The sequence below is a fragment of the Rahnella perminowiae genome, assembly GCF_019049695.1.
Classification (GTDB): domain Bacteria; phylum Pseudomonadota; class Gammaproteobacteria; order Enterobacterales; family Enterobacteriaceae; genus Rahnella; species Rahnella perminowiae.
The window spans coordinates 34,198-58,028 of record NZ_JAFMOT010000171.1 but is presented as its reverse complement, the minus strand read 5'-3'; the positions used below and the strand labels follow the sequence as shown (position 1 = coordinate 58,028).

The 23,831-nt window shown below is 53.0% G+C and carries 19 protein-coding genes; 6 read left to right on the top strand and 13 right to left on the bottom strand.

Annotated elements, in window-relative coordinates; genetic code table 11:
* Positions 1 to 73: 73 nt before the first annotated feature.
* Positions 74 to 1,771: an NAD-dependent malic enzyme gene (locus J1781_RS09980; RefSeq protein WP_129952457.1), complete on the top strand. Its 1,698-nt coding sequence runs from the start codon at positions 74 to 76 to the stop codon at positions 1,769 to 1,771.
* A 228-nt stretch (positions 1,772 to 1,999) separates the two neighbouring features.
* On the top strand, positions 2,000 to 2,923 hold the full coding sequence (gene sanA, locus J1781_RS09975; RefSeq protein WP_217220144.1) for an outer membrane permeability protein SanA: 924 nt from the start codon (positions 2,000 to 2,002) through the stop codon (positions 2,921 to 2,923).
* A gap of 139 nt (positions 2,924 to 3,062) precedes the next feature.
* Here sanA and mglC read toward each other — a convergent pair whose 3' ends face one another.
* From mglC to J1781_RS09940, 7 genes are all read right to left on the bottom strand, one after another.
* Positions 3,063 to 4,073: a galactose/methyl galactoside ABC transporter permease MglC gene (mglC, locus tag J1781_RS09970; RefSeq protein WP_129952455.1), complete on the bottom strand. Its 1,011-nt coding sequence runs from the start codon at positions 4,071 to 4,073 to the stop codon at positions 3,063 to 3,065.
* Positions 4,074 to 4,091: 18 nt separating this feature from the next.
* Positions 4,092 to 5,624: a galactose/methyl galactoside ABC transporter ATP-binding protein MglA gene (gene mglA, locus J1781_RS09965; protein ID WP_129952454.1), complete on the bottom strand. Its 1,533-nt coding sequence runs from the start codon at positions 5,622 to 5,624 to the stop codon at positions 4,092 to 4,094.
* Positions 5,625 to 5,850: 226 nt separating this feature from the next.
* Positions 5,851 to 6,849 (bottom strand): galactose/glucose ABC transporter substrate-binding protein MglB, encoded by a 999-nt coding sequence (mglB, locus tag J1781_RS09960; protein ID WP_129952453.1) that lies wholly within the window; start codon positions 6,847 to 6,849, stop codon positions 5,851 to 5,853.
* Positions 6,850 to 7,099: 250 nt separating this feature from the next.
* The gene (gene galS, locus J1781_RS09955; protein ID WP_217233498.1) at positions 7,100 to 8,131 is read right to left on the bottom strand and encodes an HTH-type transcriptional regulator GalS; all 1,032 of its coding nucleotides are present in this window, start codon (positions 8,129 to 8,131) and stop codon (positions 7,100 to 7,102) included.
* A gap of 270 nt (positions 8,132 to 8,401) precedes the next feature.
* Positions 8,402 to 9,556, bottom strand: a complete 1,155-nt coding sequence (gene yeiB / locus J1781_RS09950; protein WP_129952451.1) for a DUF418 domain-containing protein YeiB — start codon at positions 9,554 to 9,556, stop codon at positions 8,402 to 8,404.
* A gap of 113 nt (positions 9,557 to 9,669) precedes the next feature.
* On the bottom strand, positions 9,670 to 10,335 hold the full coding sequence (gene folE / locus J1781_RS09945) for a GTP cyclohydrolase I FolE (protein ID WP_129952450.1): 666 nt from the start codon (positions 10,333 to 10,335) through the stop codon (positions 9,670 to 9,672).
* A gap of 142 nt (positions 10,336 to 10,477) precedes the next feature.
* Positions 10,478 to 11,605 carry a YbfB/YjiJ family MFS transporter gene (locus tag J1781_RS09940; protein WP_217233497.1) on the bottom strand — a complete coding sequence of 376 codons (1,128 nt, stop codon included), beginning with the start codon at positions 11,603 to 11,605 and terminating at the stop codon, positions 10,478 to 10,480.
* 199 nt (positions 11,606 to 11,804) lie between these two features.
* Here J1781_RS09940 and ptrR point away from each other — a divergent pair, with 199 nt between their 5' ends.
* Genes ptrR through fghA form a run of 3 tightly spaced genes read left to right on the top strand, consistent with a single transcriptional unit; the run spans position 11,805 to position 14,772 of the window.
* Positions 11,805 to 12,734 (top strand): putrescine utilization regulator PtrR, encoded by a 930-nt coding sequence (gene ptrR / locus J1781_RS09935; protein ID WP_129952448.1) that lies wholly within the window; start codon positions 11,805 to 11,807, stop codon positions 12,732 to 12,734.
* Positions 12,735 to 12,778: 44 nt separating this feature from the next.
* On the top strand, positions 12,779 to 13,903 hold the full coding sequence (locus J1781_RS09930) for an S-(hydroxymethyl)glutathione dehydrogenase/class III alcohol dehydrogenase (protein WP_217233496.1): 1,125 nt from the start codon (positions 12,779 to 12,781) through the stop codon (positions 13,901 to 13,903).
* An 11-nt stretch (positions 13,904 to 13,914) separates the two neighbouring features.
* On the top strand, positions 13,915 to 14,772 hold the full coding sequence (gene fghA / locus J1781_RS09925) for an S-formylglutathione hydrolase (RefSeq protein ID WP_217233495.1): 858 nt from the start codon (positions 13,915 to 13,917) through the stop codon (positions 14,770 to 14,772).
* Between the two features lie 98 nt (positions 14,773 to 14,870).
* On the opposite strand, the gene gsiD is transcribed toward fghA, so the two are convergent.
* The 5 genes from gsiD to J1781_RS09900 form a co-directional block, all read right to left on the bottom strand.
* Positions 14,871 to 15,791 (bottom strand): glutathione ABC transporter permease GsiD, encoded by a 921-nt coding sequence (gene gsiD, locus J1781_RS09920; protein ID WP_217219607.1) that lies wholly within the window; start codon positions 15,789 to 15,791, stop codon positions 14,871 to 14,873.
* 8 nt (positions 15,792 to 15,799) lie between these two features.
* The gene (gsiC, locus tag J1781_RS09915; RefSeq protein WP_129952444.1) at positions 15,800 to 16,720 is read right to left on the bottom strand and encodes a glutathione ABC transporter permease GsiC; all 921 of its coding nucleotides are present in this window, start codon (positions 16,718 to 16,720) and stop codon (positions 15,800 to 15,802) included.
* Between the two features lie 109 nt (positions 16,721 to 16,829).
* Entirely contained in the window at positions 16,830 to 18,386 is a 1,557-nt protein-coding gene (gsiB, locus tag J1781_RS09910) for a glutathione ABC transporter substrate-binding protein GsiB (protein WP_217233494.1), read from the bottom strand.
* A gap of 71 nt (positions 18,387 to 18,457) precedes the next feature.
* On the bottom strand, positions 18,458 to 20,326 hold the full coding sequence (locus J1781_RS09905; RefSeq protein ID WP_217233493.1) for a dipeptide ABC transporter ATP-binding protein: 1,869 nt from the start codon (positions 20,324 to 20,326) through the stop codon (positions 18,458 to 18,460).
* A complete protein-coding gene (locus tag J1781_RS09900) occupies positions 20,323 to 21,336 on the bottom strand; it encodes an isoaspartyl peptidase/L-asparaginase family protein (protein ID WP_129952441.1) in 1,014 nt (337 codons plus the stop codon). Before J1781_RS09900 ends, J1781_RS09905 begins: the two co-directional genes overlap by 4 nt.
* Before the next feature lie 278 nt (positions 21,337 to 21,614).
* Between J1781_RS09900 and tsgA the strand changes: the two genes are divergently transcribed.
* A complete protein-coding gene (gene tsgA / locus J1781_RS09895) occupies positions 21,615 to 22,814 on the top strand; it encodes an MFS transporter TsgA (RefSeq protein WP_129952440.1) in 1,200 nt (399 codons plus the stop codon).
* Between the two features lie 34 nt (positions 22,815 to 22,848).
* On the opposite strand, the gene J1781_RS09890 is transcribed toward tsgA, so the two are convergent.
* Positions 22,849 to 23,769: a LysR family transcriptional regulator gene (locus J1781_RS09890; RefSeq protein WP_217158831.1), complete on the bottom strand. Its 921-nt coding sequence runs from the start codon at positions 23,767 to 23,769 to the stop codon at positions 22,849 to 22,851.
* Positions 23,770 to 23,831: the final 62 nt, after the last annotated feature.

Sequence of the window (23,831 nt, the reverse complement as noted above, 5' to 3'; positions counted from 1 at the left end):
TTATTTCCTCTCTGTTACCCTCACCGCTCCGAAATATAAAAAACAACATTCTGACAACCGGAAGAGTAAAACGATGGAACTTGAATACGAAAGTAAACGCCCCCTGTACATTCCTCACGCTGGCCCGATCCTGTTAGAGTTTCCGTTACTGAATAAAGGCAGCGCTTTTACTGAAGAAGAGCGCAGTAACTTTAACCTTCATGGTTTGCTGCCTGAAGCAGTAGAGACCATCGAAGAACAGGCTGACCGTGCCTACCGCCAGTTTCAGAATTTCAAAACCGATATTGATAAACACATCTATCTGAGAAATATTCAGGACACCAATGAGACGTTGTTTTACCGTCTGCTGGACAGTCATCTCAGCGAAATGATGCCGGTGATTTATACACCGACGGTCGGCGAAGCCTGTGAGCACTTTTCCGATATTTACCGCCGCGCCCGTGGCCTGTTTATCTCTTATCCGAACCGCGCCCACATCGACGACATGCTGCAAAACGCCACCAAGCAACACGTTAAAGTTGTGGTGGTGACCGATGGCGAACGCATTCTCGGCCTGGGTGATCAGGGTATCGGCGGCATGGGCATTCCTATCGGTAAGCTTTCTCTGTACACCGCCTGTGGTGGCATCAGCCCGGCGTATACCTTGCCGGTGGTACTGGACGCCGGCACTAACAATCCGCAATTATTGAATGACCCGCTGTACATGGGCTGGCGTCATCCGCGCATTACCGGCGAAGAATATGAAGCGTTCGTTGATCAGTTCATCCAGGCGGTAAAAATCCGCTGGCCGAACGTGCTGTTGCAGTTTGAAGATTTCGCGCAGAAAAATGCCATGCCGATCCTCGAACGCTACCGTGATGAGCTGTGCTGCTTTAACGACGATATTCAGGGCACAGCTTCCGTGGCCTTGGGCAGCCTGATCGCCGCCAGTAAAGCCGCCGGTGGCAAACTGAGCGATCAGACCGTCACCTTCCTCGGCGCTGGCTCTGCCGGTTGTGGTATCGCAGAACAAATCGTTGCGCAGATGAAATCTGAAGGTCTGAGCGAAGAAGAAGCCCGTGCAAAGGTCTTTATGGTCGACCGCTTTGGCTTACTGACCGACAAACTGCCTAACCTGCTGGATTTCCAGAGTAAACTGGTACAAAAAAGCAGCGCGCTGGCCAGCTGGGGCATGGAAAGCGACAGTGTCTCCCTGCTTGATGTGGTGCGTAACGCCAAGCCAACGGTACTGATCGGGGTTTCCGGCCAGCCAGGCCTGTTCACCGAAGAAATCATTCGTGAGATGCACAAACACTGCGCCCGTCCGGTGGTGTTGCCGCTCAGTAATCCGACATCCCGCGTTGAAGCCACACCGGCTGATATTCTGAACTGGACCGACGGCGCCGCGCTGGTCGCCACCGGCAGCCCGTTTGCTCCCGTGAGTCACAAAGGCAAGCTTTACCCTATCGCACAATGTAACAACTCCTTTATCTTCCCGGGTATCGGGCTGGGTGTGATTGCCTCGGGTGCCACCCGCGTTACTGACGGTATGCTGATGGCTGCCAGCCGGACGCTGGCAGAGTGTTCGCCGCTGGCCACTGAAGGCACAGGTTCGTTGCTGCCGGACGTTGATGATATTCAGGGTGTATCTAAATGCATCGCGATGGCCGTCGGTAAAGCCGCCCAATTGCAGGGCGTGGCGATGGTCACGTCAGAAGATTCGCTGTCGAAAGCCATCGAGCACAACTTCTGGGCACCGCAGTACCGGAGTTATAAACGTACGTCTTTCTGATCCCGCTGTAGCAAAAGAGTTCAGAGACCATGATCCAGACCAATGCTTGGTGCGTTGGTCTTTTTTTTCGTCCAAATTGGAAGGCGTCGCGCAGATTAAGAAGTAATTTACTGAAAAATGCTGAAAAAACCTGCGAAGCCTGTGGATGCGGAGTCCCACGTATTGCGAAGCCCGAAGAGGTAAAGTAGCCTTGGATCCGATTTCCATCTGGTCATAACAGGGATACCTATGATTAAGCGACTTATAGCTGGCGTTTTCGGCATCATGATTCTGATGCTGGCTGTCGCTATTGGGCTTGATCAGTGGATCAGTTTACGTACCCAGCCCTATATTTATGATGAGGTCCAGACCCTGCCACACCGTCAGGTTGGCGTGGTGCTCGGAACGGCGAAGTATTACCGGACCGGAGTCATCAATCAGTATTATCTGTACCGCATCCAGGGCGCGATTAACGCGTACAACAGCGGCAAGGTAAAATATCTGCTGCTGAGCGGTGATAACGCACAGCAAAGTTATAATGAGCCAAGCACCATGCGCCGTGACCTGATCGCTGCGGGTATCCCCGCCAGCGATATCGTGCTCGACTACGCCGGATTCCGTACACTGGATTCCATCGTCAGAACCCGCAAGGTCTTCGACACCAACGATTTCATCATCATTACGCAGCGTTTCCACTGCGAGCGGGCATTATTCATCGCATTGCATATGGGCATTCAGGCGCAATGTTTCGCCGTCCCTTCGCCGAAGAATATGCTCAGTGTACGCAGCCGCGAGATCTTCGCCCGCCTCGGCGCACTGACGGATTTGTATCTGCTTAAGCGCGAACCCCGCTTCCTCGGCCCGCTGATCCCCATTCCTGCGGTACACACTATTCCGGACGATGCTCAGGGCTATCCGGCAGTAACCCCCGAACAACTGCTTGAACTGCAACAACAACTGGAAGCCGAAAAGAAAGCGGCTATTGCCAAAGCCGCGGCCGATAAGGCAGCAGCTGAAAAGGCCGCAGCAGACAAAGCGGCCGCAGACGAAGCGGCCCGGCTGAAAGCAGAACAGGAAGCCAATGACGCGGCAGAGGATGAAACGGAAGATGTTGAGCCGACCGCGAAACCGGAGCCGGTGAAGCCGGTAGGCAGAAACCCTTTCCAGCAGTGATCGCCGGACTGCTCCCTCCCCTGCGAAAGGGTTTGGCCTTTAGCGCCTCCCCCTTCGCAGGGGAGAAGTTGATCGAGTTCCGAATTTAAGACAGCAAAAAAGGCCGCATAAGCGGCCTTTTGTTTTACTGCCTGATAGCTTATTTCTTCTTGGCGTATTTCAAAGAATCCAGCGCCACCGCGAAAATGATGATGCTGCCCTTGATGATGTACTGCCAGTACGGATTCACGCCGATATAGGTCAGGCCGTAGTTGATAACGGTGAATATCAGTACACCGGTCACCACCCCTGCCACAGAACCCACCCCCCCTGCGAAGGACACGCCGCCGACCACACAGGCCGCGATAGCATCGAGTTCGTACATGAATCCGAGGTTGTTAGTGGCACTGCCGATACGCCCCGCTTCCAGCAAACCACCGAACGCGTAGAACACCCCAGACAATGCATAAATCATGATCAGGTTTAACGGGACGTTAACGCCGGAGACTTTTGCTGCTTCCGGATTGCCACCGATAGCAAAGATGTTTTTACCGAAGCGCGTTTTGTTCCACAGCACCCAGACAAAGGCGATAGCAATCAGCGCATAGAACGTAATATAGGAAAGCTTCAGGCCACCTAAATGGATAAAGCCTTGTGCGAACAGGGAGAAGCCCGGGTCAAAACCCGCCACCGGTGAAGAACCGACATAATCGTAATACAGGGAGTTAATCCCGTAGACGATAATCATCGTGCCCAGTGTGGTAATAAATGGCGTTACGTTCAGGTAAGCGATAATAATACCGTTCAGCAAACCAATTAACGCGCCAACAATACATACAGTCAGAATAACCAGCGGAATAGGTACAACTTCCAGATGCGGGAAAACTTTATTGACGTTATCCATCGCCTGCAACATGGTGGCGGCGACCACCGCCGCTAAACCCACCTGCCGCCCGGCGGAGAGGTCAGTACCTTGCGTGACAATAAGCCCCGCCACACCCAGTGCAATAATGACGCGCACGGAGGACTGAGTAAGGATGTTACTTAAGTTGACGAGACTGAGGAAGCTTGGATCCTGGATGATAATAATCGCCAGTAAGACCAGCAATACCACATAAATCCCGCCCTCTTTTAAATAAGTGAGCACACTTTTCTTATTTAATGCTTTCATAATAAGAACCCTTAAAAATTAGAGATGCAAGGAAGCCAGGCGTAATATTTCGTTCTGCGAGGTATTTTTAGTTTCAACTATACCCGCCACCTGTCCATTACTCATAACCAATATTCTGTCAGTAATACCCAGCAACTCCGGCATTTCAGAGGAGATAATAATGATCCCCTTCTCTTTTTTCGCCAACTCGGTGATTAACTGGTAAATTTCAAACTTAGCGCCAACATCAATGCCGCGCGTCGGTTCGTCCAGCATTAATATCTCAGGGTTGGTCAATAACCAGCGCCCGATAATAACCTTTTGCTGATTTCCGCCTGACAATGAACCAATACTGGTTTTATGTCCCGGCGTTTTCACCCGCATGGAATCGATAACCCATTGGGTGTCGCTTTTCATCCGGGAAGTATCAAGTAAACCGGCTTTATTTTTATATTGACGAATATTGGAAATCAGCGAGTTAAAGCCAATGTCCAGATATGCATAAATACCGGTTGAGCGACGTTCTTCTGTTACCAGCGCAAAACCATGGTTAATGGCTTCATTGGCGCTGTGATTATTAATTTTTTTGCCGTGTAATTTAATGGTTCCGGCAACTTTCTCACGGATACCAAATAATGTTTCGACGATATCTGTACGTTTTGCACCGACTAAACCGGCAATCCCGAGAATTTCCCCTTTGTGTAAATCAAAGGAAATATCACGAATTGAAGGCTGGCGCAGTGAGGTCAGATTTCGCACTTCGAGGATCACTTCACCCGGTACGTTCTGGCGGTCAGGGAAGCGCTGGCTCAGTGAACGGCCGACCATCATGGAAATAATTTTATCCATGTCGAGACCTTCCAGCGGCTGGGTAATGATCCACTGCCCGTCACGCAGGATGGTTATCTCATCACACAGCTGGAAAATTTCTTCCATCTTATGAGAGATATACACAATGCCGCAGCCACGATCTTTCAGTTTACGGATAATCGTGAACAGATGGTTCACTTCTTTTTCCGTCAGGGAAGATGTCGGTTCGTCCATAATGACGATTTTTGCATTGTAAGAAAAAGCCTTGGCGATTTCGATCATCTGCATCTGTGAAACGGACAACTTACCGACCTTGTCACGCGGATCGATATCAATGTCCAGTTCGTCAAAAATCGCTTTGGTGTCTTTGTACATTTTGTCCTGATCGACAAAAAGTCCTTTGGTCGGGTAACGTCCCAGCCACATGTTATCCATGACCGTACGTTGTAACACCAGGTTTAATTCCTGATGGACCATCGACACGCCTTGTTCAAGCGCTTCTTTCGAACTTTTAAAATTAACTTCCTGTCCCTGAAAAAGAATAGTACCGGAGTCTTTACTGTATATCCCGAAAAGGCATTTTAATAATGTGGATTTACCGGCGCCATTTTCACCCATCAGGGCGTGAATGGAATGAGGACGCACCTTTAAATTCACATTATCTAACGCCCTGACGCCAGGAAATGATTTATTAATGCCACTCATTTCCAGAAGGAATTCGTCCGGTTTATGTGTTGTGTCAGATAACGTATTATCGGCCATAGTTATACCTGGCTAAAGATAAAAATAAACGGGTGTATTAATACCTGATGTCAGCCCTGCGTGCAGCCGGTAAACGCACCGCACGCAGAGCGACATGACGTCCTGTCAGATAAGCATTAACGTCTAATCATACTTAGTCTTTATTTACGGCTTAACCGCAATTATTTTTGCCACTGCTTAGCTTTGTTTATTATTGCTGTCTGCCTTTACTGCTGTTGACGTAGTCTTATTTCACAAAGGAAGACAGATTGTCTTTATCCACGGCAACGTAAGGAATACGTACAACTTTGTTTTCAATTTTCCAGGTAGTCCCTTCAGCGGCGGGTTTACCGTCAGCCAGGTTTCTCGCCAGATCAAACGTGGCTTTCGCCTGGTTGTTTGCATCGTTAAGCACGGTACCGGCCATTGCACCAGATTTCACCAGTGCCAGCGCTTCTGACAGGGCATCCACGCCAAATACCGGAATGCTGGTTTTGTTATGGGATTTCAGCGCTTCTACAGCGCCCATTGCCATGGCATCGTTGTTGGCGATAACCACTTCGATTTTGTTAGCATTCGGGCCGGACAACCATGCATCCATCTTGTCTTTCGCCTGGGCGGTATCCCACATAGCGGTATCAAGTTGCAGTTGTTGAGTTTTCAGACCTTCTTTGCCGTTCAGGGTGCTGATGACGTATTTGGTACGCGCTTCAGCATCAGGATGGCCAGGTTCGCCTTTGATCAGTACGTATTGGATCACGCCGTCTTTGTTCAGATCCCAGGCCGGATTAGCTTTCCAGTGTTTAGCAATCAGCTCACCCTGAATAACGCCAGATTCCTTAGAGTCAGTCCCGACGTAATAGGCTTTGTCGTAGCTGTCTAAATCTTTACGGGAAGGTTCTTTGTTATAGAAAACGACAGGAATGCCGGCACCGCGGGCTTTTTCAATGATTACCGGGGCAGCAGCCGGGTCAACCAGGTTAATGGCCAACGCTTTAACACCCTTCGCCAGCATAACGTCAACCTGGTCGTTCTGCGTGGACTGGCTGTTTTGCGAGTCATTCATCAGCAGTTGCACATCTGGAGACGCTTTCGCATCTTTCTCAATGGCTTTGCGAACTTCGGACATGAAGTTGTCGTCATATTTGTAGATGGTGACGCCGATTTTAGTATCAGCAGCATGTGCGGCAAAACCAAACATCATGCTTGCAGCCAGAGTCGCCAGGGTGAAGACCTTCTTATTCATTTGTATCTCCGGTTATGTAGGGTGTTACAGAATTTGGCACCGGAAATCCTTGCGGGAGCAGTACAGCTCCACATCATGATTGTGGGTGCCTGCCATCCTTGACTTATAACGTCCTGACTCGCTGTGTAACAAGTCCGGCAAACCGGACCCAAATTGAATCATATTGAAAACGAATGAATCATAATGTGGGCGATGTTAATAAACTGTGAAAGTTCTCACAGATTGAAAACGGTTACATCGCGTTATTTGATCAAAAGGTGACGGGTGCCACATTTTGCCACGGTGCTACCGAATGGCGTCTGACCAGCGTAGGCATGAAGCAATGCGAAACCCCCGTAGCTAACTGTTCTGTCGCGCCTTTTAACGCCAGCTCCGTGGCAAGCGTCGCCATGGAAACGATGGGATAACGCACGGTAGTCATTTTCGGGCTGGTATAACGGGCAATCGGAATGTCATCGAAACCGATCAGCGAAAAGTCATCAGGAATATTAATTCCGTTTTCTTTCAACACCGCCATCGCCCCGGCAGCCATTGAATCGTTGTAGGTAAACACCGCACTGAGGTGCAGATTGCGCCCGAGCAGTTCCACCATGGCGGCTTCCCCGCCCTGCAGATCGGGCGAACTTTGCGCCCGCCATGCGGCAGGTGGCGCTTCAGCGCTATGATGTGCCTGCGTCATTGCCTGCGAATAGCCCTGATAACGCTGCAAATCGTCTTCAATGCCATGACTTGAACCAATGTAACCGATGCGCTGATGTCCCTGCGACAGTAACAGCCGGGTTGCCATTTCTGCGCCGCTGACGTTATTAAGCCAGACACAGCGGTGTTCGTAGCCCGGAATGACACGGTTAATCAGCACCATACCCGACACCTGATCCATAAACTGCGAAAGCTCGTCATCACCCAGTGCCTTAGAATGCACAATGAGCGCGTTACAGCGTTGACGAATCAAAACCTCAATGGCGTGCCTTTCTTTTTCGGCAATATGATAGCTGTTACCTATCAGGACATATTTCTGATGTTGCTGCGCGACAGTATCAACGGCTTTCACCAGTGCCCCAAAAAACGGGTCTGAAACATCCATAACCACAACGCCGATAGTATCGCTGCTTTGCGTGGCCAGTGCCTGCGCATTGGCATTAGGACGGTATCCCAGCGTGGCGACAGCCTGTAGCACCTGCTCGCGCGCCTCTTTGCTGGCAATGGTCGGATTGTTCAGAACGCGTGACACGGTGGCGACAGAAACCCCCGCCAGCCGGGCGACATCACGAATTGTGACCATGCGTCGCTCCGTGATCAGTCAGGGAATGGTACGGAGGAATACGGAAATTTTTGACCCAGGAAGTAAAAAAACCAGACAAAGAGAAGCGAGGTGAAGTGCGCATGGCGTTTCCTTTTTTAGTGTAGTGGTCATCGGAGTGGCACGACCGCTATCCTAAACATTTTGCGAAAACGCCTGCGTGAATCTCGTCACAGGAAAGAAAACGTTTACATACAAATCTGCAACCTTCATCCCAAATCTATCATTTAGGATGATGTAACGTCATCGGGTTCAGGCTGTTTTCAGTTCTACGCCGGAGGCTTTGATGGTGAGTTTCCGCCACAGCCACTCCACCGGTCCCTGCCGAAAATGACGCAACCACAGCACTGTCACCAGCAAATTACATACCCAGATCAGCGGCACCAGCGCCATCAGTTGCAACCGGTCGAAATGCTGATAGAAACCAAGGGTATTGAAAAATGTGGTACAGATGACAGTCTGCAACAGGTAGTTGGTCAGCGCCATGCGGCCAATCTGCGAAAGCCAGTGCGTCACGCGCCAGCGCGAAATCAGCGGCCAGAAGCCGTAACACAGCGCCAGATAACTCACCGCCTGCATCAGCGAGCCAATCTCACGCGGCACCTGCAACAAAAAACCGCTCCAGCGGTAGTCCCAGCCGGTACGATATTGCAGATAAATCGCCGGGATCTGAATCAGTAATGAAAACGGTAACAGCACGGCTGCGACTTTGCGGTAATGGGATGAACGGAATTCACCCTTCAGCCATCCGCTGCGCATCAGGCCGGAACCAATCAGCATGGCGCCCGCCAGTTCCCAGCCGTATTGCGCGCCGATCGCCAGCAAACTGGACGACAGCAAATCGAGCCGGTTCTGAATCGCCTCCCACCCGCCTTTCAGTCGCCAGTATTGCTCATACTGAATTTCCGCCGGCCCCGGAAGCCAGAAGCTGCCAGGTTTTGGTGAGGAAATAAATCCCAGCATTGCCAGCACAGCCACACCGATCAGATACAAAATAATGCCCGTTGATATCAGCGACTGGCTGCTGCGCCCTTCCCGCACCATCCGCCAGCACACCAGACCAATCAGCCCGTAAGACAGCAAAATATCGCCGTCCCATAACAACGTGGCATGGAAAAAACCGCACAATAATAAAATTGACAACCGCGCCTGGATCCAGTGTTTGCCGCGTGGCAGTAATAAATACAGGCCACCGCCAAACAGCATGGCGAACATCATCAGGAACTTGCCCTGCGCCACAGCGTCAAGCACCGCCCAGGTCCAGGTGTCAGAAGCAGAAGGTGTCCCGGCAAATGCCGGATTCAGATAAGCGGCTTTCGGCAAACCGAAGGCGCTGATATTGAGCAGAAGAATGCCAAAAATGGCGAGACCACGGGCAAAGTCGAGCGTGGCAATACGTGAGCGCATACCTGACGTTCCTGTTAACGGTAAGGAGCTGAAAATTGTGCGGGCTTCAGACAGACTAACGGCACCCGTAAGGTGCCGCAATATAAAGTGTCTGACCGGTTAAAACGCCGCTGTTAGCTGGCGTGTCTGACCGTTCTCAGGAATTCCTGTCGCGTATTCTGGCTCGACTTAAACAGACCGCCCAGAGAGGTCGTGGTGGTCGCGCTGGTCGCGTCACGGACACCACGCGCCTTCACGCAGTAATGCACTGCATCAATCGATACCGCCACATTGGTGGTGCCGAGCAGGGTTTGCAGTGCAACCAGTATCTGCTGGGTCAGGCGTTCCTGAACCTGCGGGCGCTGCGAGAAGAATTGCACGATGCGGTTGATTTTGGACAGACCAATTACGGTCTCTTTCGGGATGTACGCCACGGTCGCTTTACCGTCGATGGTCACGAAATGGTGTTCGCAGGTGCTGGTCAGCGTGATATCGCGCACAGTGACCATTTCATCCACTTTCATCTTATTTTCGATGACGGTGATTTTCGGGAAGTTGGCATAATCAAGCCCGGAGAAAATTTCATCCACGTACATCTTGGCGATGCGGTGCGGCGTCTCCGCCAGACTGTCATCGGAAAGATCCAGATTGAGAAGCTGCATAATACCGGTCATATGCTCCTGGATCCGCTGCTTGCGCGTTTCGTTGTCGATCGGCAAAGCTTCACGCAGAGGGGTTTCCAGACCACGGGCTAACAGGGCCTCGTGAACCAAGACGGCTTCTTTACTCAGGGTTGGCATTGTTTCTTCTCCGGCAGATGTAATCACTTTGACGCAGATCACGCCAAAGTGAGGTGGCTTACTGTAGTAGAGAGCCGGTTCAGAATCCAGTGATTGCTTTCTTGATGGATGAAATAGCCCTGATGGATGAAATAGCGGCAAGTTATCGTTTGTGGCGAACCACCAGCGCACCGGCGATAATGAAACCGGCCAGCGCAACGTACAACGCGGGCTCCAGCCGATGGGTCAGCGCGGTAGAAATGGCGGAGAGCACCGGGCCGAATAACTGGCCGACGGCATAACCGGTCGTCAGCAACCCGGCCATATAACGGCTGTGGTCAGGCGCAAGCTCGCGGCTGTATTGTAAGGCTAATTGCACCACGCTGAGGAAACCGCCGCCGGTCAGTAAAGCCCCGAGCACCAGTCCGCTGACACCCGGCACCACTTCCGCACACAAAATCCCCAGTCCCTGGATCCATAGCGTCAGCGCCAGACGGGTATGGGTGGTCAGACAATGCCGGGTGAGAATACCGATGACAATGCCGGTGACCGCCGCACCGCCAAACACCGGCCAGACAAACTGGGCGAACAGGCTGTCAGGGAAACGTGCACTCGCCATCTGCGATAAAAAGGTCGCGGGCAGAATGTAACCGAAACCTGCCAGGCTGTAGCTCCACACCAGACGTCTGAGCGCAGGCGTCATCACCAGCGGTGATGACGCCATATGCGACCGGTGCAAATCCCCTTTTCGCGGCAGATTCGGCGTAATGAACGCCACAAAAATCAGCGCCAGCACACCGTAAACGCACCAGGCCTGCGCTGAGGTCAGCTGTAAACTGTGGATCCCCACCGCCAGCATGCCGCTGAGGAAAATCCCCGCGCCCGGCCCGGCAAAGACTGCCGCGCTAAGCGCCGGACGACCATAGTGCGCCAGCCGTTCGTTACACCATGCCGATACCATCACCATCGCCCAGCCGCTGGTCCAGCCGATCAGGAAGCGTACAATACTGTGCAGCACTTCGCCGGAAATCACCGCCGACAGTAAGGTCAGGATCACCCCACCCCATACCCCCAGCCACAAACGACGCTCAAGATGTTTGCTGGCACGCATGCCATCAAACGCGCCACACAGATAACCGAGATAATTGAACGCGGCGACCAGACCTGCGCCGGTCAGGCTGAACTGATGTTCAGCTATCATTAAAGGAACCTGCGGTGTAAAGGCGAAGCGCCCGATACCCATCGCGACCACAAAAGCCAGAAAACCACTTAGCGCAATGCGAAAAGCCATAATTGCTCCGTCAGAAGAAACTGCAATGCAACATATTAGAAACAATGAATAAACATACTCAAAGCCTGTCGCGGAAAACAGCAGATTTCTTAAAAGAAAGTTAATTGGAAGTTGTCGCTATGATGCCTTATGGGTACAATCACGAAAACTGAATAATACAAACCAACTTGTTTACGATTAGAGAACACAGGAACCCACCATGGATCTGACTCAGTTACGGATGTTTTGCTGCGTAGCGGAAACCGGTTCGCTGGCGCGTGCGGCCGAGCAACTGCATCGTGTGCCGTCGAACCTGACCACCCGTCTGCGTCAGCTCGAACTTGAACTGGGCACTGATCTGTTTATCCGCGAGAAGCAGCGTATCCGTCTTTCCGCCATGGGACATAACTTCCTCAACTATGCCGAACGCATTCTGGCGCTCAGTGATGAGGCCATGAGCATCATGCATGCCGGTGAACCCGCCGGGAATTTCGCGCTGGGTTCGATGGAAAGCACGGCGGCAACCCGCCTGCCTTCGTTGCTGGCGGCTTATCATCAGAAGTTTCCACAGGTGGCACTGTCGCTGGTGACGGCGACTTCCGGTGAAATCATCGACAGCGTGCGTGCCGGCCGTCTCGCCGCAGCACTGGTTGATGGCCCGATCGATTTTGATGATATCAACGGCTGTATTTCTTTTCGTGAAAGGATGGTGGTGATCACCCCGCCGGGTGAATCACCGCTGGAAGTGCCTGACGGTCGCAGCGGCCACACTGTTTTTGCATTCCGTCCCAGCTGTTCCTACCGCCAGCGTTTACAGGGATGGATCAGACAGATGAACGTTCCGGTCGCCAATACTCTGGAGATTCAGTCCTACCACTCCATGATGGCGTGTGTCGCCAGCGGTGCGGGTATTGCCATGATCCCGCGTTCTGTGCTGGAACAACTGCCCGGCCACGAGCGGGTAGAAATTCACGACATTCCGGATGAATTCGCCGATACCGCCACCTGGCTTATCTGGCGCCGGGATGCGTTCAGCCCGAATGTCCGGGCGCTGAAGGAACTGATTATTGAACAAAATGACGGGGTCATCCCGTTACTGAAGCATCCGCTCGCCGGGGAACATGATCCGGTGCTGCATCCCACCTATTAAGTTAAAAACCTGAATAAGCAAAAACACCTGACTGGAGCTAAAAAATGCAAATGATCAAAACACGTGCGGCTATCGCCTGGGGCCCGAACCAACCTCTGTCCATCGAAGAAGTGGATTTAATGCCGCCGCAAAAAGGCGAAGTGCTGGTGCGTATTGTTGCCACTGGTGTTTGTCATACTGATGCCTACACACTCTCCGGCAAAGATCCGGAAGGCGTATTCCCGGCAATCCTTGGCCATGAAGGCGGCGGCGTAGTCGAAGCCGTGGGCGAAGGGGTCACCAGCGTCGCCGTAGGCGACCATGTCATCCCGCTGTACACGCCGGAATGTGGCGAGTGTAAATTCTGCAAATCCGGTAAAACCAACCTGTGTCAGGCTATCCGTACCACACAAGGTAAAGGTCTGATGCCGGACGGCACCACGCGTTTCTTCAAAGACGGCAAGCCGATTTTCCATTACATGGGCACGTCAACCTTCTCTGAATACACCGTAGTACCTGAAATCTCACTGGCAAAAATCAACAAAGAAGCGCCGCTGGAAGAAGTGTGTCTGCTCGGATGTGGCGTGACCACCGGTATGGGCGCGGTCATCAACACGGCTAAAGTGAAAAAAGGTGACACCGTGGCCATTTTCGGTCTCGGCGGCATTGGTCTTTCTGCGATTATCGGTGCGGTGATGGCCGGTGCAGGCCGCATCATTGGTATTGATCTGAATACCAGTAAATTCGATCTGGCACGTAAACTCGGCGCAACCGACCTGATCAATCCGAAAGATTTCGACAAGCCTATTCAGGATGTGATTGTTGAAATGACCGACGGCGGTGTGGACTTTTCCTTCGAATGTATCGGTAACGTGAACGTGATGCGTTCCGCACTGGAATGCTGCCATAAAGGCTGGGGTGAATCTGTCATCATCGGCGTGGCAGGTGCGGGCGAAGAAATCTCTACCCGCCCGTTCCAGCTGGTCACCGGCCGCGTCTGGCGTGGTTCTGCGTTCGGTGGTGTGAAAGGCCGCAGTCAGTTGCCAGGTATTGTGGAACGTTATCTGGACGGGGAATTTGCCCTGAACGATTTCATCACCCACACCCTGCCGCTGGAAGACATCAACGAAGCCTTTGACCTGATGCATGAAGGGAAATCTATCCGCACGGTTATTCATTTTAATAAGTAAGGAATGTGTCAATGAGCAGCTCGGTTGAACTACTCGAAGAACACCGGATGTTTGGCGGCTGGCAGCAGCGCTACCGCCATACCTCTGAGAGCCTGAATTGCAGCATGACGTTCAGCGTTTATCTGCCTCCGTCACCCGATGACGCGCCGCCGCCCGTCCTGTACTGGCTGTCGGGCCTGACCTGTAATGATGAAAACTTTACGACGAAAGCCGGGGCGCAGCGCGTCGCAGCTGAACTCGGCATCATTCTGGTGATGCCTGATACCAGTCCGCGCGGTGAGGATGTTGCCAACGATGACGGTTATGATCTGGGTCAGGGCGCCGGTTTTTACCTGAACGCGACTCAGGCACCCTGGGCTGCCCATTACCGGATGTACGATTATCTGCTTGATGAACTGCCTGCGCTGATCCGCGACCATTTCAAAATCAGCGAGCGTCAGTCAATTTTCGGTCACTCAATGGGCGGCCACGGTGCGCTGATGCTGGCATTGCGTAATCCGCAACGTTTCTGTTCGGCATCAGCGTTTGCGCCGATCGTCAATCCGGCTCAGGTACCGTGGGGGCGTAAAGCGTTCAGTGCGTATCTGGGCGATGATGAAAGCCAGTGGCTGAAATACGACAGTTGTCACCTGCTGAGTGCATTGCCAGCGGATCAAAAACCGTTCCCGATTCTGGTCGATCAGGGCGACAGCGACCAGTTTCTGGCGGATCAGCTTCAACCGGCAAAACTGGCAGAGATAGCGCGTCAGCGCGGCTGGCCGTTACAACTGCGGGTTCAGCCGGGCTACGATCACAGCTACTTCACCATCGCCTCGTTTGTGGAAGATCACCTGAGATTCCATGCGGAGTTTTTGCACCCGAAGGCATAAGTGCAGGATCCTAAAAATAGAAGCAACCGGCTCCTCTCCCTGCTGATAGGGCAGTGTTTCGCCTTGCTCCCTCCCCTTCGCAGGGAAGGGAGCAAAAATCAATTCTTCAATTTTGGATCCAGCGCATCCCGTAATCCGTCACCCAGCAAATTAAACGCCAGTACGGTCAGGAATATGGCCAGACTGGGGAATATGGCCACATGGGGAGCCATGACCATGTCGGCGCGGGCTTCGTTGAGCATCGCGCCCCACTCCGGCGTCGGGGGCTGTGCGCCCATACCCAGAAACGACAGGCTGGCGGCGGTGATGATCGACGTGCCGATACGCATGGTGAAATACACCACTATGGACGACAACGTACCCGGCAGAATGTGGCGGAACAAAATCGTGGCGTCGGATGCGCCGATGCTGCGCGCCGATTCAATATAAGTTTGTTGTTTCAGCACCAGCGTATTGCCGCGAACCAGACGTGCGAAGGCAGGAATGCTGAAAATCGCCACAGCGATAATCACATTCGACATACCGTTGCCCATTACCGCAACGACGGCGATCGCCAGTAAAATCCCGGGAAAAGCAAACAGGACGTCACAGACGCGCATGGTAATGCGATCCCACCAGCCTTCGTAATATCCCGCCAGCAAGCCGAACACCGTACCGATTGCCGCGCCGAGCACCACAGAAAGTACGCCTGCGGCGAGTGAAATCCGCGTGCCCATCAGTATGCGGCTGAAAATGTCACGCCCGAGAGAATCCACGCCCAGCCAGTGGACCAGCGATGGCCCGTCGTTCAGACGGTCATAATCAAAGTAATTTTCCGCATCAAACGGCACCAGCCACGGCGCAAGAATGGCCGCCGCGATCAGCAGCAGGATAAAAGCCCCCGCAATCATCGCAATATGCTGCCGGCGAAAACGACGCCAGAACGCTTTCCACGGTGTCCTTCCCGCCTGTGATTGCGCAGTTTCCGGCGTGATGACCGGTAAACTCGCGAGTACGGCATTTCGCCGCCAGTTTTTCATGCGCTTACTCACTTGTATCGGATGGAAGGGTTAATGACGGCGTACAGCATGTCTACCAGCAGATTGATCAGGATGAACTCCAGCGAAAACAGCAGCACTTCTGCCTGTATCACCGGATAATCCCGCATCTCGACCGAATCAACCAGCAACCGCCCTAACCCCGGCCAGTTGAACACTTTTTCAACCACAATCGACCCGCCGAGCAGGAAGCCAAATTGCAACCCCATCATCGTCACAACCGGGATCATCGCGTTGCGCAGGCCATGTTTGACCACCACCACCGCTTCGTGCACGCCCTTGGCGCGCGCGGTACGCATATAATCTTCCTGCATAACGTCGACAAAGGACGCGCGGGTAAAGCGGGCCATGATCGCCGCCACCGCTGCACCGAGCGTAACAGAAGGGAGAATATAGTGCCGCCAGCTGTCGGCACCGACCGTCGGCAGCCAGCCCAGTTCAACGGAAAAAATTTGCATCAGCAACATGCCCAGCGCGAAAGCCGGGAAGGAAATACCTGAGACGGCGAGCGCCATGCCCAGTCTGTCCGGCCAGCGGTTACGCCACACGGCGGAGACCACGCCAATCACCAGACCGAAAACCACTGACCACACCATACTGGTCAGCGTCAGCCAAAACGTCGGCATAAAGCGCGAACTGATTTCTTCAATGACCGGGCGTTTTGAAACCATCGAGTGGCCGAAATCACCGGTCAGCGCATTGCCGAAGAAAGTGAAAAATTGCTGATAAAGCGGCTTATCCAGCCCTAAATCCTGACGCACCAGCGCAACCACGCTGGCATCAGCATCCTGGCCGGCCATCAGCCGCGCCGGATCGCCCGGCAACAGATGCACAAACAAAAAGACCAGCACGGCCACAATCAGCAGCGTGGGTATCAGTCCGAGTAATCGTTTTAAAAAATAATTAAGCATGATTGGCTGTCTGTGATTTCACGGTAGACATCTATGTTCCGGCCCCGGAACACACGATTTCAGGGCGTCCATGCTGTTACATGACGCGCCCTGAAGGCTTCACCGCGTATTATTTCACATCTGCATCGTCAAAGCTGAAAGCCGTATCCGGCATCACATAGAAACCGGTCAGACGTTTATTTTTGGCTGAAACCAGACGTTCAGTGACCAGGAATGCCCACGGCGCATCGGTCCAGATTTGTTTCTGGGCATCGGCGTACAGTTTGGCTTTCTCGGCTTTGTCGGTCGTTTTCAGCGCATCGGACAAATCTTTATCCACCTGTGCGTTGCTGTAGAAGGCAGTATTGAACTGCTTCGGTGGCGCGGCCTGGGTGGAAAACAGCGGAGACAGTGCCCAGTCTGCTTCACCGGTAGAGGCAGACCAGCCGGTGTAGAACATACGGATGCCCGCCTCTTTTTGTCCGACGTTCTCAACCTGCGCCGCACGCTGCGCAGCATCCATTGCGGTGACTGTCACTTTAATACCCACCTGCGCCAGTTGCTGTTGGGTAAACTGCAACACTTTTTGCGCGGTACTGTTGTTATGTGAAGACCACAACGTGGTGGTAAAACCGTCCGGATAACCGGCTTCTTTCAATAACGCTTTCGCTTTTGCCGGATCATACGGCCACGGTTTAAATTTCGCCGCGTATTCGATGCCCTGCGGCAGCGGCCCTTCAGACGGCACGGCGTAACCGGCAAATGCAACTTTAATCAGCGCCTGTTTGTTAATCGCGTAGTTAATCGCCTCACGCACTTTCACATTGTCGAACGGCTTTTGCGTGACATTGAAACTGATGTAGCGATGCAGAATCGACGGCGCGGTCACCAGATCCAGTTTAGCGTTTTTCTCCAGCAAGGCCGCCTGTTCGTAAGGCACCGGGAACGCCAGGTCAGCCTCGCCGGTTTGCAACATTGCCGCCCGGGTATTGTTATCTACCACAGGACGCCAGGTAATGGTGTCGAGTTTCGGCTCGCCTGTTTTCCAGTACCCGTCAAACTTCTTCACTTTCACAAAGTCAGTCTGATTCCATTGTTCAAGCGTATACGGGCCGGTGCCAACCGGATGGAAACCGATGTCTTTGCCGTATTTGGTCAGCGCCGCCGGGGAAATAATCACCGCAGACGGGTGTGCCAGAATATTAATAAAGGCTGAGAACGGCTCTTTCAGGGTGATTTTCACCGTGTTGTCATCAACGGCTTCGGTGCTGGCGATATTCTTGAACAGGTTATAGCGTTTAAGGTGACTGTCCGGATTACTGGCGCGGTCAAAGTTAACCTTTACCGCCGCCGCATTGAAGTCGGTGCCGTCCTGGAACTTGATGCCCGGATGCAGCTTGATGGTGTAAACCAGACCGTCTTTACTGACGGTGTAACTGTCCGCCAGAACGTTTTCCAGTTTCATATTTTTATCAAAGCCAAACAGGCCCTGATAGAAGGATTTGGCGACAGCCTGCGACAGGGTGTCGTTGGCGTCATACGGATCGAGCGAGGTGAAGTTAGAACCTACGGCGATGACCACGTCTTTTGCCGCCCATGCAGAAGCCGACGCCAGCGAACCAAAAACAGCGGCAGCGAGCACGGCCTGACGGACAACGTTCTTACCTTTAGATTTCTGCTGATTCATGTCAGTTCCTTTTCCTGTCTTACCCGTTTATCTTGCGAAGAATTGACGGCTCAAATAAGCCGCCAGAAAAATCAGTAAATACCCGCAATACTGTGCCTGGCGACAAAATGGCCTTCGCCCACCTTTACCAATGGCATCACCACCGGCTCATCGTGCAGCCCGCGAACCGGACTTGGGATTTCATCAACCAGCAGCGCCTGATCTTTTCGTTTGTGCGCCGGATCGGCGACCGGCACCGCCGCCATGAGTTTGCGGGTATAGGCATGTTGTGGCGTTTCAAATACCGCACGGCGCGAGCCGATTTCCACGATCTGTCCGAGATACATCACCGCCACACGGTGGCTGATGCGCTCAACAACGGCCATATCGTGTGAAATAAACAAAAATGCCAGACCAAACTCTTTCTGCAGATCCATCAGCAGATTGATGATTTGCGCACGGACAGACACATCCAGCGCCGAAACCGATTCATCGGCAATCACCACTTTTGGATTAAGCGCTAACGCGCGTGCAATGCAAATTCGCTGCCGCTGACCGCCGGAAAATTCGTGAGGATAACGCTGCGCGTGTTCCGGCAACAGCCCGACTTTTTCCAGTAACCATGCCACGCGGGCTTCGGCTTCTTCGCCTTTTGCCAGGTGGTGAACCAGCAGCGGCTCCATAATGGAATAACCTACCGTCAGGCGCGGATCGAGCGAGGCGTAAGGGTCCTGAAAAATAAACTGAATATCACGGCGCAGATGTTGCAGTTCACTGCCCCCGATATCGGTCAGCGTCTGGCCCTTAAAGGTGATAGTACCGCCCTGGCTTTTCACCAGTTTTAACAGCGAACGGCCGGTGGTGGATTTACCACAGCCTGATTCCCCCACCAGCGCCAGCGTTTCACCGGGATGCAAATCAAAACTGACTTTTTCCACGGCATGAACCCGTCGGGTTACGCGATTGAAAACACCGCTGCGCAGGTCAAAACGCGTCACCAGATCGCGCACCTGCAATATAGGAGGCGCGCCTGGTGTGAGGGTATTTTGTATCAGCGCCGGATCACTTTCCGGCTGTTCAGGCGCGGGAAAGCGTGCGGGCAGCGCTTTACCGGCCATCGAGCCGAGTTTGGGCACCGCCGCCAGCAATGTCTGAGTGTAAGGCGCCTGCGGTGAACGGAATATAGCGTTTACTTCCCCCGTTTCGACACTGTTGCCCTGATGCATTACCAGCACACGGTCCGCAATTTCGGCCACTACTCCCATGTCATGTGTGATAAAAATCACCCCCATCTGCATCTCTTTTTGCAGCACACGGATCAGTTGCAGAATTTGTGCCTGAATGGTGACATCCAGCGCCGTCGTCGGTTCATCGGCAATCAGTAACGCAGGCTTACAGGAGAGCGCCATCGCAATCATCACCCGCTGGCGCATGCCGCCGGAAAGCTGATGCGGATAACTGTCGAGAATATTCCGGGCTTCAGGAATGCGCACCAGATCAAGCATCCGCAGCGCTTCCGCACGGGCGGCGCGGTGATCTTTGTTCTGATGCAAGCGGATCGATTCGGCAATTTGTTCGCCCACCGGAAAGACCGGATTGAGCGACGTCATCGGCTCCTGAAAAATCATCGCCATATCCGCACCACGCAGATTACGCATGGCAGGCTGCGTGGCGTTGATCAAATCAACTACCTCACCGTTACGACGACGAAACTGCATTTGACCCTGTAAAATCTTTCCGCCGCCCTGCTCCACCAGCCGCATCAGCGCCAGCGAGGTCACGGATTTTCCGGAACCCGATTCGCCAACAATCGCCAGCGTTTCACCGCGCTTTACCTGAAAACTGAGATTACTGACCGCCTGAGTGACCTGCCCTTCATGAGCAAACTGCACGCTGAGCTGGCTGACGGCAACCACGTGATCGGGTGGCAGAATAAGCGAACTGTTCATCGGGCTGTTCATGACCGGTAAATACTGACGCAGGGAGCGTCACCCACACGGGCGAAGCCGCGGTACATGCCTTCGCTGTTAAAAGGTAGCACCACGTTGCCAAATTTATCCACGGCAATCATTCCACCGCTTCCGCCCAGAGAAAGCAGTTTTTCCTGCACCACCTTATGTGTGGCTTCTTCCAGAGAAAGACCGGCATATTCGATCAGCGCCGCCACATCGTAGGCTGCCACCGTGCGCATAAACACTTCGCCGGTACCGGTGCTGGAAATCGCTACCGTATTGTTATTGGCGTAACAGCCCGCGCCAATAACCGGTGAATCGCCGACGCGCCCGGCCTGTTTGTTGGTCATACCGCCGGTTGATGTCGCCGCCGCCAGATTACCCAGCGCGTCCATCGCCACGGCACCTACGGTGCCAAATTTATGTTCAGGATCCAGCGGGTCATCAGACACGGGGGCACTGAGCGACGCGCCATCGTGATCAAGCATCACGCCGTTATCTGCCGCGATGGCACGTTGCAACTGATCATAACGTTCCTGCGTGAAAAAGTAGTCCGGTCCGACCATTTCCTGGCCGTGTTCGCGGGCAAAGGCTTCCGCGCCCGCGCCGGTAAACATCACATGCGGACTGACTTCCAGCACCTTACGGGCGGTGAGAACAGGATTGCGAATATGGTTCACACAACTGATGGCACCGGCATCGAGCGTACGGCCATCCATAATGCAGGCGTCTAACTCATGCGTGCCCTGATGGGTAAAAACCGCCCCTTTTCCGGCATTAAATAACGGGCACTCTTCAAGCAGACGCACCGCTTCGGTGACCGCATCCAGTGCACTGCCGCCGGAGGCCAGAATAGCCTGTCCGCTGGCGACTATTCTCTCCAGTTCGGCTAAATAAAGTCGTTCTTTTTCAGCGCTCATCGCCGCGCGGGTAATCGCCCCTGCACCACCGTGGATCGCAATAACCGGCCGCTTCTTGTCCGAAACGGAAGCCGCTGAATTATCAGTAGAAAAACTCATTAGCGCTGCACCTTTCGATGTTGTATTTATGTAGAGGAAAATGTTGAGCTGTTTTTGACTATATTTAGCCCGCAACAGTATGTAAAGCAGAAATGTCGCGCCATCAAAAGGTCGCTAATTGCTTAGATTGTTTAAGAAAAACAAATGCTGCAATTGAATATACCCGCGGGACAAATGACCAAAGAACAGCAATAATAAACGTCTTAACTGCGGATAAATGCCTCTCCGGATAAACTTCCTGCAGCTTTTTTTATTTTCTCTTTTTAGGAAATCAGTTTATGGAAACTGTTTATAACCGCCGTCGGATTAATGTGATCTCGTGGCTCAGCTATTTCTTTACCGGTGGACTGGTTTCCACTCTGGGCATTGTTATCGGGCCGGTGGCCACTGCATTTAACAAAGATCCGGGCTTTATCGGTCAGATGTTTTCTTTAATGAACATCGGCCTGTTCCTGCCAATTATGATCAGCGGCATCCTGATGCGTAAGTTTGATCTGGGCAAACAACTGATGACCGGCTCTTTCATTTCGGTACTGGTCTGTATCGCGCTATTTATTGTGCCGTCGATTACCCTGTTTGGCGTGGGCGTATTCCTGATCGGTGCCACGGCGGGCCTGATGATGTCTATCGGCAGCTATCTGGTCGTCCGTATTAATGACGACCCGAAAAAACGTTCCGCAAACTTAATCTTCACCGACTTTTTCTTCGCGCTTTCCGGTATGACGTTGTCACTGGTGCTGGGCTTCCTGTTCAAACACGGCGCAAGCTGGCTGGCAATGTACGGCATCATGGGTGCACTCAGCCTGCTGATGATTTTGCTGTGCGCAGGTCAGAAATTCCCGCACGTACCGCAACCGGTAAAAAACGAATCGACGCACAACGTGGCGAAAGAGCCGTGGGGCATTGCGGTCTTCTTCCTGTGTATCGCACTGTTTGCTTTTGTCTTTACTGAACTGGTCTTCACACTGTGGATGCCAAGCTGGTTGCATGAGCATTTCAGTATGGAAACGGACCGTGCCGCGATTTACATCACCACTTACTGGATGGTGAAAGCGATTGGCCTGTTCCTGAATCAGTTCACCGTGCGTTTCGTCAAACTGCGTACTTTCCTGCTGGTTTCCGTGATTGTCGGTATGGCAAGCCTGGCGGCGCTGACCACCAGCAATTCACCGGTACTGGTGCTCTTCGCCGTGGGTCTGTTCGGTTTCTGTAACTCCGGTCTGTTCTCCGGCCTGATGAGCTACGGCAGCTTGCAGGTGAAAAACTCCCCACCTACGCTGACATCCGCACTGCTGACCACCAGCTCCGTCGGCACGCTGATTTTCGCGTCCTTCTCTTCTTTCATCTACAACGAGTACGGCTTGTTCTGGGCGCTGAATATTGCGACCGTTTCTTACGCGTTGCTGGTGCTGATGGTGGTGCTTGCCAGCCTGAAGAGCAAGGCAGAGAAAATTAACCACGAAGTCACCGCGCACTAAACTCTCCCCGCAGCAGGGCTCCGGCCCTGCTTTCTCAATTCACCTCGCCCAGTGAATCCAGAAAACGTGTTGCCGCCGGCGTCACCGAATCCGCCTGATAAATGGCATACAAATCTGCAGGCAGCCGTTCGCTGAGCGCACAAAAACGCACGCCCGGCCAGTGAATGCGCGCGTAGCTTTCCGGTAAAAGTGTAATGCCATTCCCGTTGGCCACCAGTGCCAGCGCAGTTTGCGGTTCGTTTACCTGATGTTTCACCTGCGGTAAGAAGCCGTATTGCCGGCACATCGAATACAGATAACTGCCAAGACCTGAAGCACTCATCGGCATCACAATGAAATCCTCATGCGCCAGCTCACTCAGTACCACGCTGTTTTTTGTCGCCAGCCGGTGGTGTTCTGAAACCGCCAGCGCGACGTTTTCCCGTCCCATCAGCCGGCTTTTTAGCCCCTGTGGCAGCGTCAGTTTAGCCTCACGCCAGATGCCAATATCGATCCGCTGCAATTGTAAGGCATCGATTTGCTGCACCGGGGTCAGTTCGGTCATCGTCCAGCTTATTTCCGGTGCATTTTTTCCAAAGCGGTTAAGGGCAGGCATCAGCGGGCCCCAGACTGCGGTACCAACGGTCCCCAGCTGAATATGCCCGACCTCCCCGCGCCCGATTTTACGTACCCGATGTAACGATCGGTTGATACCGTCGAGCATCAGCCCGGCCTCACGCATCAGCGCCGCGCCCGCCGGCGTCAGCGAAACAGATCGCGTGGTACGCAGAAATAACGGCGTACCCAGCAGATGTTCCAGCTCTTTAATGTGAAGGCTCAGCGGCGGTTGCGACATATTCAGCCGTACCGCCGCCTTACTGAAACTCAGTTCTTCGGCCACCACGCGAAAATAGTGCAATAACCGGAGATTGATCTGGCCGAGATCAAACACCGAATCGGTAAACGGACGTGTCATGCCGGACTCCGCAACATAATTTCTCTCTTAAATTTAATGAGTTACATTTATAGATTTTGTCT

Bases quoted from the DNA above. Each gene is read 5' to 3' on its own strand.
- J1781_RS09980 (WP_129952457.1), top strand. From the start codon at position 74: ATGGAACTTGAATACGAAAGTAAACGCCCCCTGTACATTCCTCACGCT.
- sanA (WP_217220144.1), top strand. From the start codon at position 2,000: ATGATTAAGCGACTTATAGCTGGCGTTTTCGGCATCATGATTCTGATG.
- mglC (WP_129952455.1), bottom strand. From the start codon at position 4,073: ATGAAAGCATTAAATAAGAAAAGTGTGCTCACTTATTTAAAAGAGGGC.
- mglA (WP_129952454.1), bottom strand. From the start codon at position 5,624: ATGGCCGATAATACGTTATCTGACACAACACATAAACCGGACGAATTC.
- mglB (WP_129952453.1), bottom strand. From the start codon at position 6,849: ATGAATAAGAAGGTCTTCACCCTGGCGACTCTGGCTGCAAGCATGATG.
- galS (WP_217233498.1), bottom strand. From the start codon at position 8,131: ATGGTCACAATTCGTGATGTCGCCCGGCTGGCGGGGGTTTCTGTCGCC.
- yeiB (WP_129952451.1), bottom strand. From the start codon at position 9,556: ATGCGCTCACGTATTGCCACGCTCGACTTTGCCCGTGGTCTCGCCATT.
- folE (WP_129952450.1), bottom strand. From the start codon at position 10,335: ATGCCAACCCTGAGTAAAGAAGCCGTCTTGGTTCACGAGGCCCTGTTA.
- J1781_RS09940 (WP_217233497.1), bottom strand. From the start codon at position 11,605: ATGGCTTTTCGCATTGCGCTAAGTGGTTTTCTGGCTTTTGTGGTCGCG.
- ptrR (WP_129952448.1), top strand. From the start codon at position 11,805: ATGGATCTGACTCAGTTACGGATGTTTTGCTGCGTAGCGGAAACCGGT.
- J1781_RS09930 (WP_217233496.1), top strand. From the start codon at position 12,779: ATGCAAATGATCAAAACACGTGCGGCTATCGCCTGGGGCCCGAACCAA.
- fghA (WP_217233495.1), top strand. From the start codon at position 13,915: ATGAGCAGCTCGGTTGAACTACTCGAAGAACACCGGATGTTTGGCGGC.
- gsiD (WP_217219607.1), bottom strand. From the start codon at position 15,791: ATGAAAAACTGGCGGCGAAATGCCGTACTCGCGAGTTTACCGGTCATC.
- gsiC (WP_129952444.1), bottom strand. From the start codon at position 16,720: ATGCTTAATTATTTTTTAAAACGATTACTCGGACTGATACCCACGCTG.
- gsiB (WP_217233494.1), bottom strand. From the start codon at position 18,386: ATGAATCAGCAGAAATCTAAAGGTAAGAACGTTGTCCGTCAGGCCGTG.
- J1781_RS09905 (WP_217233493.1), bottom strand. From the start codon at position 20,326: ATGAACAGCCCGATGAACAGTTCGCTTATTCTGCCACCCGATCACGTG.
- J1781_RS09900 (WP_129952441.1), bottom strand. From the start codon at position 21,336: ATGAGTTTTTCTACTGATAATTCAGCGGCTTCCGTTTCGGACAAGAAG.
- tsgA (WP_129952440.1), top strand. From the start codon at position 21,615: ATGGAAACTGTTTATAACCGCCGTCGGATTAATGTGATCTCGTGGCTC.
- J1781_RS09890 (WP_217158831.1), bottom strand. From the start codon at position 23,769: ATGACACGTCCGTTTACCGATTCGGTGTTTGATCTCGGCCAGATCAAT.